General features: G+C 37.6%; 13 protein-coding genes. 10 read left to right on the forward strand and 3 right to left on the reverse strand.

All coding sequences use genetic code 11. From position 1 onward, the window contains the following. Positions 1–44 precede the first annotated feature (44 nt). Positions 45–869 (forward strand): hypothetical protein, encoded by an 825-nt coding sequence (locus tag BM102_RS12870; protein ID WP_090482532.1) that lies wholly within the window; start codon positions 45–47, stop codon positions 867–869. Continuing rightward, complete coding sequence (locus BM102_RS12875; protein ID WP_090482535.1) at positions 869–1522, forward strand: sce7726 family protein; 654 nt, start codon at positions 869–871, stop codon at positions 1520–1522. Before BM102_RS12870 ends, BM102_RS12875 begins: the two co-directional genes overlap by 1 nt. On the opposite strand, the gene BM102_RS12880 is transcribed toward BM102_RS12875, so the two are convergent. Both BM102_RS12880 and BM102_RS12885 read right to left on the reverse strand, forming a co-directional pair. After that, complete coding sequence (locus BM102_RS12880; RefSeq protein WP_090482538.1) at positions 1503–2864, reverse strand: HAMP domain-containing sensor histidine kinase; 1362 nt, start codon at positions 2862–2864, stop codon at positions 1503–1505. The genes BM102_RS12875 and BM102_RS12880 overlap by 20 nt on opposite strands. Further along, positions 2861–3571 carry a response regulator transcription factor gene (locus tag BM102_RS12885; protein WP_090482541.1) on the reverse strand — a complete coding sequence of 237 codons (711 nt, stop codon included), beginning with the start codon at positions 3569–3571 and terminating at the stop codon, positions 2861–2863. Before BM102_RS12885 ends, BM102_RS12880 begins: the two co-directional genes overlap by 4 nt. 170 nt (positions 3572–3741) lie before the next feature. On the opposite strand from BM102_RS12885, the gene BM102_RS12890 reads away from it, so the two are divergent. The 7 genes from BM102_RS12890 (at position 3742) to BM102_RS12920 (ending at position 12222) form a co-directional block, all read left to right on the forward strand. Continuing rightward, positions 3742–5406, forward strand: a complete 1665-nt coding sequence (locus tag BM102_RS12890) for an efflux RND transporter periplasmic adaptor subunit (RefSeq protein ID WP_177194973.1) — start codon at positions 3742–3744, stop codon at positions 5404–5406. Further along, positions 5384–6097: an ABC transporter ATP-binding protein gene (locus BM102_RS12895; RefSeq protein WP_044937620.1), complete on the forward strand. Its 714-nt coding sequence runs from the start codon at positions 5384–5386 to the stop codon at positions 6095–6097. Before BM102_RS12890 ends, BM102_RS12895 begins: the two co-directional genes overlap by 23 nt. Before the next feature lie 20 nt (positions 6098–6117). Beyond that, positions 6118–7374 carry an ABC transporter permease gene (locus tag BM102_RS12900; protein ID WP_090482547.1) on the forward strand — a complete coding sequence of 419 codons (1257 nt, stop codon included), beginning with the start codon at positions 6118–6120 and terminating at the stop codon, positions 7372–7374. A gap of 161 nt (positions 7375–7535) precedes the next feature. After that, complete coding sequence (locus tag BM102_RS12905; RefSeq protein ID WP_090482550.1) at positions 7536–9041, forward strand: ABC transporter substrate-binding protein/permease; 1506 nt, start codon at positions 7536–7538, stop codon at positions 9039–9041. Positions 9042–9052: 11 nt separating this feature from the next. Next, positions 9053–9787, forward strand: coding sequence for an amino acid ABC transporter ATP-binding protein (locus BM102_RS12910; protein WP_090482553.1), 735 nt, complete (start codon positions 9053–9055; stop codon positions 9785–9787). Between the two features lie 60 nt (positions 9788–9847). After that, positions 9848–11017 carry an alanine racemase gene (alr, locus tag BM102_RS12915; RefSeq protein ID WP_090482556.1) on the forward strand — a complete coding sequence of 390 codons (1170 nt, stop codon included), beginning with the start codon at positions 9848–9850 and terminating at the stop codon, positions 11015–11017. 14 nt (positions 11018–11031) lie between these two features. After that, the gene (locus tag BM102_RS12920; RefSeq protein ID WP_090482559.1) at positions 11032–12222 is read left to right on the forward strand and encodes an EAL domain-containing protein; all 1191 of its coding nucleotides are present in this window, start codon (positions 11032–11034) and stop codon (positions 12220–12222) included. 12 nt (positions 12223–12234) lie between these two features. Here the strand turns inward: BM102_RS12920 and BM102_RS12925 are convergent, their stop codons facing one another. Next, entirely contained in the window at positions 12235–12747 is a 513-nt protein-coding gene (locus tag BM102_RS12925) for a YgjV family protein (RefSeq protein ID WP_044937627.1), read from the reverse strand. Between the two features lie 142 nt (positions 12748–12889). On the opposite strand from BM102_RS12925, the gene BM102_RS12930 reads away from it, so the two are divergent. Next, entirely contained in the window at positions 12890–13387 is a 498-nt protein-coding gene (locus BM102_RS12930; protein WP_090482561.1) for a LeuD/DmdB family oxidoreductase small subunit, read from the forward strand. Positions 13388–13681 lie beyond the last annotated feature (294 nt).

Consider the following 13681-nt stretch of genomic DNA (forward strand, 5'->3'; position numbering starts at 1 on the left):
CTGAGTTATAATTGTTGCAAAAGCAAAAACTAGGGGGACAAGACATGAGAAAAAGATTATTTGTATTTACGTTGTGCGTTACAATTGCGGCCAGCATGATTGCCTGTGGAAAAGATAATGTTTCAGGAGAGGTTGAGCCAGAAGAGTTGGCTGATGCCCTTGATGAGAGTAAATCTGAAAGTGAAGCAACTGAAAATAAAGATGACTCTGCAAACTCAGAATCTGAAAATCTTCCAACTATAGAGGTAGTAGAGGGATACAATTACTCCGATGAATACAATGCAGCCTTTGAGCTTGATGATAGAGTAGGTGCTAATTATAGGGCATCAGGTGCCTCAGAGGTAAGTGAGTTTGCATCCTGGAAAGAGGGCTATAAGGCTTTAGTAGAGGATTTGAGTAGCGAGGATAGCGTTAGTTTTTCTCTGATTTATGTAGATTCTGATGATGTTCCAGAGCTTATTTACAAAGTTGATGATTCAGATATAGTAATAGCCACATTTACTGGCTCTACAGTAAACCTACTGAGTGGACAGATTGATTCTGTTTCATATGTGGAAGGCGACAATGTGTTATTAGCTACAGAGCATGTGGATGCAAATACATACAACAGTGTGGTGGCAATCAAGGATGGTTATTGGATTAATATTGCTTATTGTACTCAGGGACCACTTGATCCATGGGCAGAGGATAGCTTTGATGAAAACGGAAATGCGATAATTTCTTATTGGGAGATAAATGGAGAGGAATTGGCCAGCCAGGATGAATATGATGAGCTGTTTGGTAAATACTATGATTCCTCATTTGGCAAAGAAATTACTGAGTTTAATGCAGATGCCTCCCAAATACTAGAACAGATTGAGGCACTTTAATGTTAAAAGATAAAGATATAAGGGAGCCACTATTCGAGTTTTTAGAGGAATCCTACGGTAAAACACGAATCATCGAGGAAAAGATGATGGGAAGATCAAGGGCAGATGTGATTATGATAATTACCGATGCTCTTGTAGGAATAGAAATAAAATCTGATGCGGACACCTATACAAGGCTTGAAGGTCAGATAAAAGACTATGATAAATACTTCGATTACAACATAGTGGTAGTTGGCTCAAGTCATGCAATGCATGTGGAGGAGCATGTTCCAGATTATTGGGGGATTATTACAGTTGATGAAGTAGATGAAAAGCCTGATTTCTATTTTTTGAGAAAGCCTGAATACAATAAAAAGGTAAAGCTTAATAGAAAGCTGGAATTGCTATGGAGGCCTGAATTAGGAATCCTTTTACAAAGACTGGGAATGCCAGAATACAAGACGTTGAGTAAACCGGCTGTTCGCAAAAAGATTATAGAGTCGAAAAAGGTCGACCCTGCAGATGTTAGTCATGAGATTAGTGAGCTCTTATTTGAAAGAGATTATGAAAAGCTGTTGGCTGAGATTGCAGCCTTTAGAAAAGCACATTCTCCAAAAAGAAGAGGTCCTAAGAAAAGGACCTCTATCAAAAGAACTAGGCGTGCTGGTAAATAGGAAATTTCAATTCAATAGTGAATGTATCCAAGGTGGTTTTAGTTACGCTAGAACCACCTTGTCTTTTCATTAGGCTATTGATACTGATAAGACCGATTTTGGCACTTTCATTTTTTCTTGGAACTGAACGAATTTTGTTGGAGAGTGAAAGTATAGCAAATTCCTTGTCACACTTTAGTCCAACATGAACAGGTTCAGTTTCATCAGCATATTTATCTATGTTCGTAAATACGTTGTTGAATACTCTTAAGATATCATCCGTATTTACGTTAATCTTAAAGGCTTCAGTTGGTTCACCATACTCAAAGGTGAAACCTTGCTCTATTAGTGGAAGTGATAATTCGCTTATTATTTGCATCAGGAAATCAATTCCATCATAGCAGGAGAGTGTTTCCTTTGAACGCTCAGGATGAGGATCAAATGCAAGGAAGTACTCGAAAAGCCTATCTGACATTTCTTTAATCTGAAAGCAAGTATCCAATGCGGTATTTACATACTTATCCATTTCTTCTTCTGAATGATAATGGTGTTCTTTTAATATTTCCAAATAGCCCATCTGTGTGGTAAGAGGAGTCCGCAAGTCGTGAGATAGTGCTGTGACAAGGCTGTTGTTAGCCTGTATTGCTTTCTTTTCATTTTCTATTTGGTTTGCAACAGCTATACTCATTGAATTAATGTTGTCTGCAACATTTGATATCTCATCGTTTCCTCTAACGGGAATACGATAGCTTAAATCTCCACCGGCAAGGATTTCAATACCAGAAGTAACCTCATTAATATATTTGATTTTCTTACGTACCAGTATAGTAATCATAATAATTATTATTAATGCACTTACTACGATATTTGCAAACTGGATTTTTGAATATAAGTCGTATTTGAAGTCTTCAAATACATGCATCTGACAGTCACCATCAATCAGCGTAATTGTATAGTCGTATACATAAGGATTATATTCATATGATTCCTCTATTAGCTCAGCATCAGCTTCTGATATATCTGATGCTGAATCATAGGAATAGTCCACGTAGAAATTGTAAATGATCACACCATCACGCTCTAAATAAAAGTACATAAGTGGGTGGGATTGCGACCATTTATAAATCAATGTTTTATCTTCGCTAGATACTTGGTTTTCATCAATATATTCCTGAAAATCTGCGATTGACGATTCTAATTTGCTAGGAATGTAGACATCATCTGCCCACTTTGAATAATAAATTAGGTCGTTGGCATGCTGTAGTAAAAAGAATGATATTCCACCAATCACCAAGGAAACAACTATGGATAGCCATAGTTCAAGATATAAGGATTTAGAAAAGACCTTCTTTAATTTTTTCATTGTAGTTTATATCCCTTTCCCCATACTGTAAGAAGATGAACAGGATTTGATGGATCATCCTCGATTTTGGTGCGAAGATTTCTGATATGAACCATGATAGTAGCATTTGAACTGTAGAAGTATGGCTCATTCCATATAGTTTCGTATATAAGCTGGGCTGGGAAAACACGCCCCGGGCTTTCTATTAAAAGCTTGAAAATCTGGTATTCCAACTCAGACAAATCAATAGATGTTTCCTGTCCATCTGGGCTGATAACAAAGACTTCATTTCTGTCCTTTGCCACTTTAAAAATGTTATAAGTGTAGTAGTTGTCTGAGACAGCTTCCTTTTTGCCCTGATATACATAGTAGCGACGGAGCATGGATTTTACACGGGCAGTAAGCTCACTATGTGAAAAAGGTTTGGCAAGATAATCATCGGCCCCTATAAGAAGGCCAAGAGACTTATCAGAGTCAGTTCCTTTTGCTGTAAGAAAGAGTACTGGCATTTGATATGTTTCTCGAATTTTCTTGCACACATCCAGACCAGAAATGCCTGGCATCATAATATCAAGGATGATTAAATCGATAGAGTCGTCCACCATAGTAAGTGCAGTCTCTCCATCGGAAGCTTCAAGAATCTGATAGCCTTCACTTTCTAATAATATATGTAGAATATTTCTTATTTCCTCGTTGTCATCAACAACCAGTATCTTTTGATTTCCCATATTCACTCCTATAAAAAGATAGCTTTATCTGTTTGTATAGTAACACAAAAGCTGTGAATAAATAGTAAAAAGTCATATCTTTAGATTTCTTTAGATTTACTTAAGGTATTTCTTAAGAATCAAATGGCACAATAGCATCTGTTGATAGAAATCACATGGAGGGAAAAGAATTGAAACTAAAAGAGATACTTAATAAAAAGGTTGTAACTTGCATGATAATTGCAGCTCTTGTTATTTCATCTGTTGCAGGTGTGGCCGGATTTAAATATGTAAAGGCTAAGGAAAATGAAGCTGACAGCGAAGCTATTACGATTGAAGTGACAAAGCAGAATATTGAGAAGACACTTAGCGCTACAGGAACAATTATTTCTGCAGAGGAAAGCGGACAGTTTGCTACAACTACAAGCTCATATCCCGTAGAGGAAGTATATGTAAAGGTAGGAGATGTAGTAAAAAAAGGCGATCCTCTTTACAAGCTTGATATGACAACTATGGAACAGACACTTTCATATCAGCAGCAGGCTCTTAACATTCAGAATCAGCAAAATGAAATTGCACAGCAGAATGCAAATCAAGCTCTTACAGATGCACAGCGTAACGGGGCAACTCAGATAAATGATTCAAATAGAAATCTTGAATCTGCACAGCAGGACCAGAACACTGCAAACAGAAATAAAAAGAACGCAGATAATAACCTTACAACTGCAAGCAACAGTGAAAATGAAGCAGAGAGAGCTAAGGATTCAGCCAGTGCAACACTTGCAGCTGCACAGAAGAAGGTTGATGACTTAAATGCAAAGATTACTGATTTAGAGACTCAGATTGCCAGTGCAGAAGATCCTACAGAATTAAACAATCAGCTTACTCAGGCAAAGACAGATTTAGAGACAGCGAAAACAGAGCTTGCTACAGCTCAAAGTGATTATGACAGCAAAAAGAGTGCATATGATAGTGCAGTGTCAGCTACAGAGTCGGCAAGACAGTCAGTTCAGTCTGCATCAGATTCTGTCAACTCTGCAAATCGTTCTGTAGAATCTGCTCAGTCTAGCTTAAATAACACAACAGAGTCTGCTAACTCAAATGTATATACACAGGCACAGGCTGCTAAATCCAATGAGCTTAGTGCACAGTCAAATACTTTATCGGCAAAGCAGGAGATTGAAAAATCCCAAGAAGAGCTTTCAAAGGCAACAGTATATGCATCACAGGATGGAACAGTTACTAATGTAAATATAGTAAAGGGCCAGACATACAGTGGAACAGATGCAGTTGTAATAGATAATGTTACAAGCTTAAAGGCAACAGCTGATATTGATGAGGCACAGATTCCAAGCATCCAGGTGGGACAGAAGGTACAGATTAAAACAGATGCTACTGGAGATGAGGTATTAAACGGTACAGTTGTGTTTGTTTCACCTACAGCTACAAAGAACAGCACTAAAACTACAGATGCAACATCTACTACAGCTTCTGTATCAAAGAGCAGAGCTACATACAGAGTAGACGTACAGATAGATGATTCCAATGAAAATCTACGCCTTGGCATGACAGCCAAAATGACATTTATTACTGCATCTTCTGAAAATACAATTGCTGTGCCATCATCAGATATCAAGACTGCAGATGATGGAAGCAAGTATGTGGTGATTCAGACAAAAGACGGAAGCACAAAGAACGTTACAGTGACAACAGGAATTTCAGATGACTTCTATACAGAGATTACAGGTGGCGACCTTAAGGAAGGTGAAATGATAGTTGAGTCTGATATGGATGAAAACAGCGCCGATGCAACATTAGAGTCAATGGGAACTGATGGAGGAATATATTTTGAGTAATGATATTTTATTATCTGCAAAAAATATAAGAAAAAGCTATTATATTGGAACTCCAAATGAGCTGGAGATTTTGCATGGAATAGATTTGGATATTCACAAAGGAGAGTTCGTTTCCATTGTTGGCCAATCAGGTTCTGGTAAAAGTACTCTGATGAATATTCTAGGTATTTTGGATAGACAGACTTCGGGAGAATATATTCTTGATGGGATTGATATTTCAAAGGCCCCTAATAAGGCATTATCAGCTCTTAGAAACAAGCATATAGGATTTGTTTTTCAGACATACAATCTAATAGCTAGAACAGATGCTATTGCAAATGTGGAAATGCCAATGCTATATGCAGGTGTTCCAGAAAAGCAACGCAGAAAAAGAGCTATTGAGCTTTTGAAAATGGTAGGAATGGAAGAACGTATGCACCATACTCCTGACGAGCTATCAGGTGGACAGAAGCAGCGTGTAGCTATAGCAAGAGCTATGGCGAATGACCCTGATATTATTCTGGCAGATGAGCCAACAGGTGCTCTCGATTCGGGAACAGGTAGACTGGTAATGGATATATTCCACGAGCTTCATGAAAAACAGGGAAAGACCATTGTGCTCATTACTCATTCAAATGAACTTGCAGCAGAGACTCCGAGAATTGTAACTATTAGCGACGGAAATATTATTGCTGAAAAAAAGATGGCCTAAGTGGCTTGAAAGGAATAGATATGATTAAAGAAAATTGTAAGCTTGCTTTGCTTAGTATAAAAGCTAACAAAATGAGAGCTTTTCTTACAATGCTTGGTATTATCATTGGTGTTGCAGCAGTTATTGCTATTATGACAGTGGGCAATTCGATGACAAAGGGCGTACAAAAGCAGCTGGAAAGCTATGGTGTTCAAAACATTACCATATACGTTAATCCAATTGATTATAACCAGGAGCTTTCAGAGGCAGATTATCAAACTATGAAAATCACTCCGGAAACACTTCATAAACTTGCCAATCAGTTTAAGGGCAAGATAAGTGCAATCTCTGTTGAGGCTAGTGCAGGCTCGGGGACAGTCATCAAGGATGCAAACAAAGCCAATGTAGATATTACAGGAGTCAGTGCTGGTTATTTTAAAGCTAATAACATAAAGCTTAAAGGCGGCAATCTATTTAACGAGTTTGCATATGAGCAGGGAAAGAATACTGCTATTGTGGCGGACAAATTTGCAGAGCAGCTTTTTGGAGCTAATTATTCATTAGATGATGTGCTTGGAAAAGAGTTCGAAGTCAATATTAATGATGAATACATGAATATTACAGTAATAGGAGTGTATGAGTATCAGCAGTCAGGCAGTATGATGCGTGGTAGCAATAAAAATATCAGCACCAATGTATATATTCCACTTAAGACTGCATGGAATTATTCTCATGACGAAACTATCTTTGATGCCACGGTGGTTGCAGCAGAAGGTCAGGACGCGGTAGCTTTATCTACAGAGATTAAAACATATTTGACAGATGTTATGGCAAACACATTAGGTGATAAGTTTTATGTGGATGCATATAGCAATCAAACTATGATTCAAGAGAATACAAAAACTATGAATCAGATGACGCTTGCTATTTCAATGATTGCAGCAATTGCCCTTATTGTAGGTGGTATTGGTGTAATGAATATTATGACAGTTTCAATCACTGAGCGAACCAAAGAAATCGGTACAAGAAAAGCTTTAGGTGCCCCTGATGGAATGATAATGCTTCAGTTTATAAGCGAAGCTATTATTATTTGTCTGATAGGTGGCTTGATTGGAATAGTGGTAGGATTATTACTTGGAAATATAGCTGCTCACTTTATGGGTTATACACCTGAGGTTTCAATTGCAAGTATATACATGTCGGTAGGATTCTCTATGGCCATAGGCGTATTCTTTGGATACTCACCAGCAAAGCATGCAGCAAACATGAATCCGATTGATGCATTAAGATACGAATAAAATGAATATTATGCATATTATTAATAGCTTCGATGAATATCGAGGCTATTTTTTTATATATTTATTTAATTTACTCTTTATTTTTTATAATTATGTGGTATTATGTCTTAGTATAAAAATACATTATTAAAGAATAATTATACGAAAGAGAGACGGATTATATGAAAAAGAAAGCTACAATTCTTGCATGTATGCTTGCAGCACTTTTCATTGGCTGTGGAAGTGCTGACAACACAAAAACTATTTCATCTATCGATGATTTAGAAGGATCAAAAATCGGTGTTCAACTTGGAACAACTGGTGACATTTATGCCAGTGATTACGAAGGAGACGAGGCTGGAACAGAAGTTGAGCGTTACAATAAAATCACTGATGCTGTTCAGGCTTTAAAGCAGGGAAAGATTGATTGCGTTATTGCTGATGAGCAGCCTGCAATTGCAAGTGTTGAAAACGAAGGTTCACTTGTTATTTTAGATGAGCCATTCAAATTGGAAGAATATGCAATCTGTATTGCAAAGGATAATGAAGAGCTTTTAGAGCAGGTTAACGGTGCTATTGCTGAGCTTCAGGAAGAGGGCACATTGGATGAAATCATTTCTAACTACATTGGAGATGATACAAAAGGCAAGTTCCCATATGAGTCACCTGAAGGAGTTACATATGACAATGGCACAATCGTAGTTGCAACTAATGCTACTTTTAAGCCATATGAATACTATGAGGGTGGCGAAGTAGTTGGTATTGATATGGATATTATGCATGCCATTGGTGATAAGCTTGGTATGAGCATCGAAATCGAAGATATGGAGTTCGATTCAATTATCAATGCAGTTAGCTCTCATAAGGCTGATGTTGGTATTGCAGGCATGACAATGACAGAAGAGCGTGCGAAATCAATTAATTTCTCTACATCATATATCACATCAAAGCAGGTTATGATTGTTAAGGATGCTACTGCTGCAGATGATGGTCAGACATTTACAGAAAAGCTTTATGCAAACTTTGTAAAGGATGGAAGATATCAATATCTTTTAACAGGTCTTAGAAATACACTTGTGATTGCTCTATGTGCGGTTATCATCGGTGTGCTTATAGGTTTCTTTGTAGCAATTATCCGTGTCTCATATGATAAAACAGGAGCACATGTAATTCTTAACGGAATTTGTAAAGTATATCTTACTATCATTCGTGGAACACCAATGATGGTACAGCTTTTGATTATTTACTATGTTGTATTTAAGTCAGTTAATGTTTCTAAGGTGCTTGTAGCAATCATTGCTTTTGCTATCAACTCAGGAGCATATGTAGCAGAAATCATGCGTGGTGGTATCATGTCCATCGACAATGGTCAGATGGAAGCAGGACGAAGCCTTGGTCTTTCACACAAGCAGACAATGACAGCTATCATCCTTCCACAGGCTATCAAGAATGTACTTCCAGCTTTGGCAAACGAGTTCATTATGCTTATCAAAGAGACATCAATTTGTGGATACATCGGTCTTACAGATTTAACTCGTGGTGGAGATATCATTCGAAGCCAGACATACGAAGCTTTCATTCCACTTGTTGCTGTAGCATTCGTTTACCTTATTATCGTAGAGTTGCTTACAGTGCTTGTTGGTAAATGGGAAAAGAGCTTACGCAAAACAGAAAGAAAGGCTGATTAAGGAGAGATAGCATGAGTGAAGTATTAATTAAAGTAGAAAACTTATCAAAATCATTTGGAAAGAATGAAGTTCTTAAAAATGTAAATATGCAGATTGAAAAGGGTGAAGTAATTGCTATCATCGGACCATCAGGCTGTGGTAAATCTACATTCATTCGTACATTAAATCAGCTTGAGAATCTTACAGACGGAAAGATTTATCTTGATGGCGAGGATATCACCGCAAAGGGAGTAGATATAAATGATGTAAGACGTCGTGTGGGAATGGTGTTCCAGCACTTCAACCTTTTCCCTCATCTTACAATCCAAAAGAACCTTACACTTGCTCCAGTAAAGCTTGGTCTTATGAGCGAGGAAGAGGCAAATAAGAAAGCAGCAGAGCTTCTTGAAAGAGTTGGTCTTGCAGATAAGGCATCTACTTATCCAGATAGTCTTTCAGGTGGACAAAAACAGCGTATTGCAATTGCCCGTACACTTGCTATGAATCCAGAGGTTATTTTGTTTGATGAGCCTACATCTGCACTAGATCCAGAGATGGTTGGTGAGGTTCTCAATCTTATGAAAGAGCTTGCTGATGATGGTATGACAATGGTAGTTGTTACACACGAAATGGGATTTGCAAGAGAAGTGGCAGATAGAGTACTTTTCTTCGACGAAATGGGAATCAAAGAAGAGGGGACTCCAGCAGAAATTTTCGATTCTCCAAAGTCTCAGAGATTACAGGACTTCTTGTCAAAAGTACTTTAGTTTTTAAGATAAATGACTATAATAGTATTGAACATTAAATGATAATGGAGCAATACGATTATGGAATCAACACTTAGACGTACATGGGCCGAGGTTAATCTCGACGCCATCGCATATAATTACAAAAAGATTCGTGAAAAAATAGGCAGTGATGTCAAGTTTCTTGGCGTAGTAAAAGCCGATGCATATGGACATGGAAGTATTCAAGTTAGTCAGCTCCTTGAGGAATTGGGAGCTGATTATCTTGCTGTCAGCAGTGCAGATGAGGCATTAGAGCTACGCGTAAATGGCATCAAGATGCCTATTCTTATTTTGGGGCATACTCCAAAGGAGCAGGTTCCACGTCTTATTGAATATGGAATCACACAGGCCATCACTTGTAAGGCAAAGGCAGATGAGTATAGTGCAGAAGCAGTAAAGGCAGGAGGCGTTTTAAAAGTTCACATCAAAGTGGATACAGGAATGTCTCGTTTAGGATACCTTTGCGACAACGGTTATTTTGATACAGGCGTTAGCGGCATTGTAGAAGCATGCAAGATGCCAGGTCTTGAGGCAGAAGGAATCTTCACTCATTTTGCTGAGGCAGACGAGTTTGGTCAGGCCAATGATGATTACACAAAGCATCAGTTTGAGTTATTCACCAGAGTCATTTCTGCAGTTGAAGAGCAGCTTAATCACAAGTTTAAAATTAGACATTGTGCAAACACAGGTGCAGTTGCTCGTTTTCCAGAAACCTATCTAGACATGGTGCGTCCAGGCCTGCTATTATATGGTTATGGTGAGTTTGCTCATCAGATGGGACTTCGTCCAGCCATGACCATGAAAACAACTGTCAGCACAATCAAGATTTATCCAGAAGGAACTGCTGTCAGCTACGGCGGAATGTTTGTTACAGACAAGCCAACACGTATTGGTGTTTTGCCATATGGTTATGCAGATGGATTTCTTAGAAGTCTTTCTAATAAATGTTCACTTTACACAAAGGAAGGTCCAGCAAAGCTTAGGGGTAAAATTTGCATGGACATGTGTATGATAGATATCACAGATATGCCTACTGTAGATGTAGGAAGTGAAGTTGAAATATTTGGGGAGAAGAACAGTATTGATGACTTAGCTGCTTGTGCAGGTACTATTCCTTACGAATTAACTTGTGCAGTTAGCAAGCGTGTTCCTCGTGTTTATTATCGAAATGGGGAAGTTATTGATCGTGAGTTAATGCTTAGGATGTAGTAATTGAGGATTATATGAGTACTTCTTTCTTAGATAAAGTAGTAAATGCTATTGAAAATCGAGAAATCAAAGCGTATTATCAGCCACAGTATGATGCCAGTACTGGTAGAATTGTTAGTGCAGAAGCACTTGTTAGATGGGTGAAGCCTAATGGCGAAATAATTAGCCCAGACAAATTCATACCGAGACTTGAAAAGACAGATGATATAAATATCTTAGATTGGTATATGGCAGAGGAAGCCTGTCGAACTATCCATGAAATGGGAGATAAGGCAGTTCCAATTGCTGTCAATTTTTCTAGATGGCATGTAAAAGAAAAAGATTTTTACCGCAAGCTGCAAGCCATTCTTACAACATATAAAGTAAAGCCAGAGATGTTTGAGGTTGAAATTACAGAGTCAGCCCTTGCTGTGGAGAATTTAAAATCCATAGAAGAATGGGCTACAAACATCGCAGACACCGGTGTTAAAATCGCTATAGATGATTTCGGTGCAGGCTTTACATCCTTACAGTTTGTAAAGAATATGCCAGTTAGTTTTTTGAAAGTTGATAAAGCATTCTTGGAAGATAATTGTCAGGATGAAAGGGGACGTGGTACCCTTGAAACTGTATTTTTCTTTGCAAGACGTCTCAGTCTAAAAACTATAGCTGAAGGTGTAGAAACCATGGAGCAGCTTAAGTTTTTGCAGAATATGGATTGTGATAGAGTTCAGGGGTATTTATTCTCTAGACCACTCAAAAAAGAGGATTTCCTGGTTCTTGCAATGATAGACAATGCTCCTATGGTTGATGATGATGATTTCCTTAAGAAGCAGGGAACATTCAGTACTCACAGCCTGCTTTTAAGAGCTATGAAGACAGAATATGACATGATAATGTTCGGAAATCTGTATAAGAATAGCTATTATATGATGTATCAGAACCCAGAGATTTTCTTTGATGCGCCTACAGCAGGTGTTATTGATGATATGACTCACAATGCATTAGCAATATGTGTAGGAGAGTCATATAAAGTATATGAGGAAAATCTCACACGACCTGCTCTTTTAAAAGCTTATAATAAAGGAAAAAAAAGGGTAGAGGTTGTTGTAGAGCACAATGTAGCAGGTGTTCCACAAAAGTTTAGAACTATAATTCATCTTATGAAACATCCACACAAGGAAGATGTATTGATGATAGGTTTTTCAAGAAAAGTTGAAGAATAAGAAAGAGGCCTTTTAAAAGGCCTCTTTTTCTTTATCAAATAGAATTCTATATACACCAATTAAACTTGTGATAAGTGAGAAAACATCGAATGCAAATACAACCCAGTTCTTAAGGAAGAAATCATAAGTTCCAAAACAAAGAATACTGCCGATGCATCCAAGCTTTATCATTAAATCCTTTTTAGATCTAAGTGAAAGTGTAATCATAGTAGCTGCGGCAAAAGGAAGCCAATCAATCCATCTGTTTTGAGTAGTTATGAAGGTGAATACTCCCTGAAAGCCAATGAAAAAAATCTGAAGTGGAACAGAAAGATTCCATTTAAGACAGATAAGGTTTCTAAGCAAGCTAACCATGTTTCCTACAACTGCTGCAATACCACCAAGGCAAGCGTAGGATATAGAAAAAAGAACAAACTGTAGGTTCTGTGCCCATAGGATTGTTTTTTTGTGCTTAAGGTATCCGATTAACACCATAAGGATACAAGCCAAAATTGAAAAGATTCGTCCAACTAAAACTAAATTCATTTATTAACTCCTATCAAAAATCATATTTACATATAATAAAACAATCTTATGATTTTTTAAAGTTTTTACCTCTTTAAATCGCTAAAGAATTAAGGTAGAATAGATTAACTAGAAAATGTGACAACATGTAAAAGGAGGAAATATGGGCAAGGTATTTAGATTTCACAAAGATGTAGATACAGATCAGATTATCGCTTCACAGTATCTACTTTTTCCCACAATAGACGAAATGAAAGTGCATACATTTGAGTCCCTAAATGGCGATTTTGCATCTCAGGTTAAGCCTGGTGATTTTGTTGTGGCAGATGAAAACTTTGGTTGTGGTTCATCAAGAGAGCAGGCACCAAGTGTCCTAAAAGCACTAGGTGTGAAAGCTGTTATAGCTAAATCATTCGCTCGTATTTTTTATAGAAACTCTATAAACATTGGCATGCCGGTTATTGTCAGTAAAGAGCTTTATGATGTAGTAAAAGACGGAGATGAAATGGAACTGGATTTGAATGCTGGCATCATCAAAGCAAATGGAAAAGAATATTCTTGTACTAAGCTACCTGAAAAGATGCAGGAAATTTTGGATCAAGGTGGTCTTATAGCATCTTTGGATAAGTCCAGCGGTGTGATGTCAAGTGAAGAAGAATAAAAATTCTTTTATTTTTTGATATATTTCACGAAAAGAAAAAACGACCACCTAAGCCCTGTCGACCATATTTTTAAATGAGCAGGGCGTACTCATCAGCAAGTAGGTGATACTACTATGCTGGACGATATAGACGATTGTCTTTCAGCAGTCGAAAGACTAATCGCACAAGTTTACGGGCAGTTAATGCGAGTGCACGTTTATGTTGGTATCTGTTTACCTCTTTGTATTTGAGGTGATAGAAGTCGTTGTATTCCTTGTCGCATCTTACAAGAGATAATGCAGCTTCACACAGAT

Source organism: Pseudobutyrivibrio sp. JW11 (assembly GCF_900115355.1).
Lineage (GTDB): Bacteria > Bacillota > Clostridia > Lachnospirales > Lachnospiraceae > Pseudobutyrivibrio > Pseudobutyrivibrio ruminis.

Excerpts from the sequence above, each read along its gene's own strand:
- BM102_RS12880 (WP_090482538.1), bottom strand. The coding sequence starts at position 2,864 with ATGAAAAAATTAAAGAAGGTCTTTTCTAAATCCTTATATCTTGAACTA.
- BM102_RS12910 (WP_090482553.1), top strand. The coding sequence starts at position 9,053 with ATGAGTGAAGTATTAATTAAAGTAGAAAACTTATCAAAATCATTTGGA.
- BM102_RS12900 (WP_090482547.1), top strand. The coding sequence starts at position 6,118 with ATGATTAAAGAAAATTGTAAGCTTGCTTTGCTTAGTATAAAAGCTAAC.
- BM102_RS12885 (WP_090482541.1), bottom strand. The coding sequence starts at position 3,571 with ATGGGAAATCAAAAGATACTGGTTGTTGATGACAACGAGGAAATAAGA.
- BM102_RS12895 (WP_044937620.1), top strand. The coding sequence starts at position 5,384 with ATGGAGGAATATATTTTGAGTAATGATATTTTATTATCTGCAAAAAAT.
- BM102_RS12875 (WP_090482535.1), top strand. The coding sequence starts at position 869 with ATGTTAAAAGATAAAGATATAAGGGAGCCACTATTCGAGTTTTTAGAG.
- alr (WP_090482556.1), top strand. The coding sequence starts at position 9,848 with ATGGAATCAACACTTAGACGTACATGGGCCGAGGTTAATCTCGACGCC.
- BM102_RS12930 (WP_090482561.1), top strand. The coding sequence starts at position 12,890 with ATGGGCAAGGTATTTAGATTTCACAAAGATGTAGATACAGATCAGATT.
- BM102_RS12870 (WP_090482532.1), top strand. The coding sequence starts at position 45 with ATGAGAAAAAGATTATTTGTATTTACGTTGTGCGTTACAATTGCGGCC.
- BM102_RS12905 (WP_090482550.1), top strand. The coding sequence starts at position 7,536 with ATGAAAAAGAAAGCTACAATTCTTGCATGTATGCTTGCAGCACTTTTC.
- BM102_RS12925 (WP_044937627.1), bottom strand. The coding sequence starts at position 12,747 with ATGAATTTAGTTTTAGTTGGACGAATCTTTTCAATTTTGGCTTGTATC.
- BM102_RS12920 (WP_090482559.1), top strand. The coding sequence starts at position 11,032 with ATGAGTACTTCTTTCTTAGATAAAGTAGTAAATGCTATTGAAAATCGA.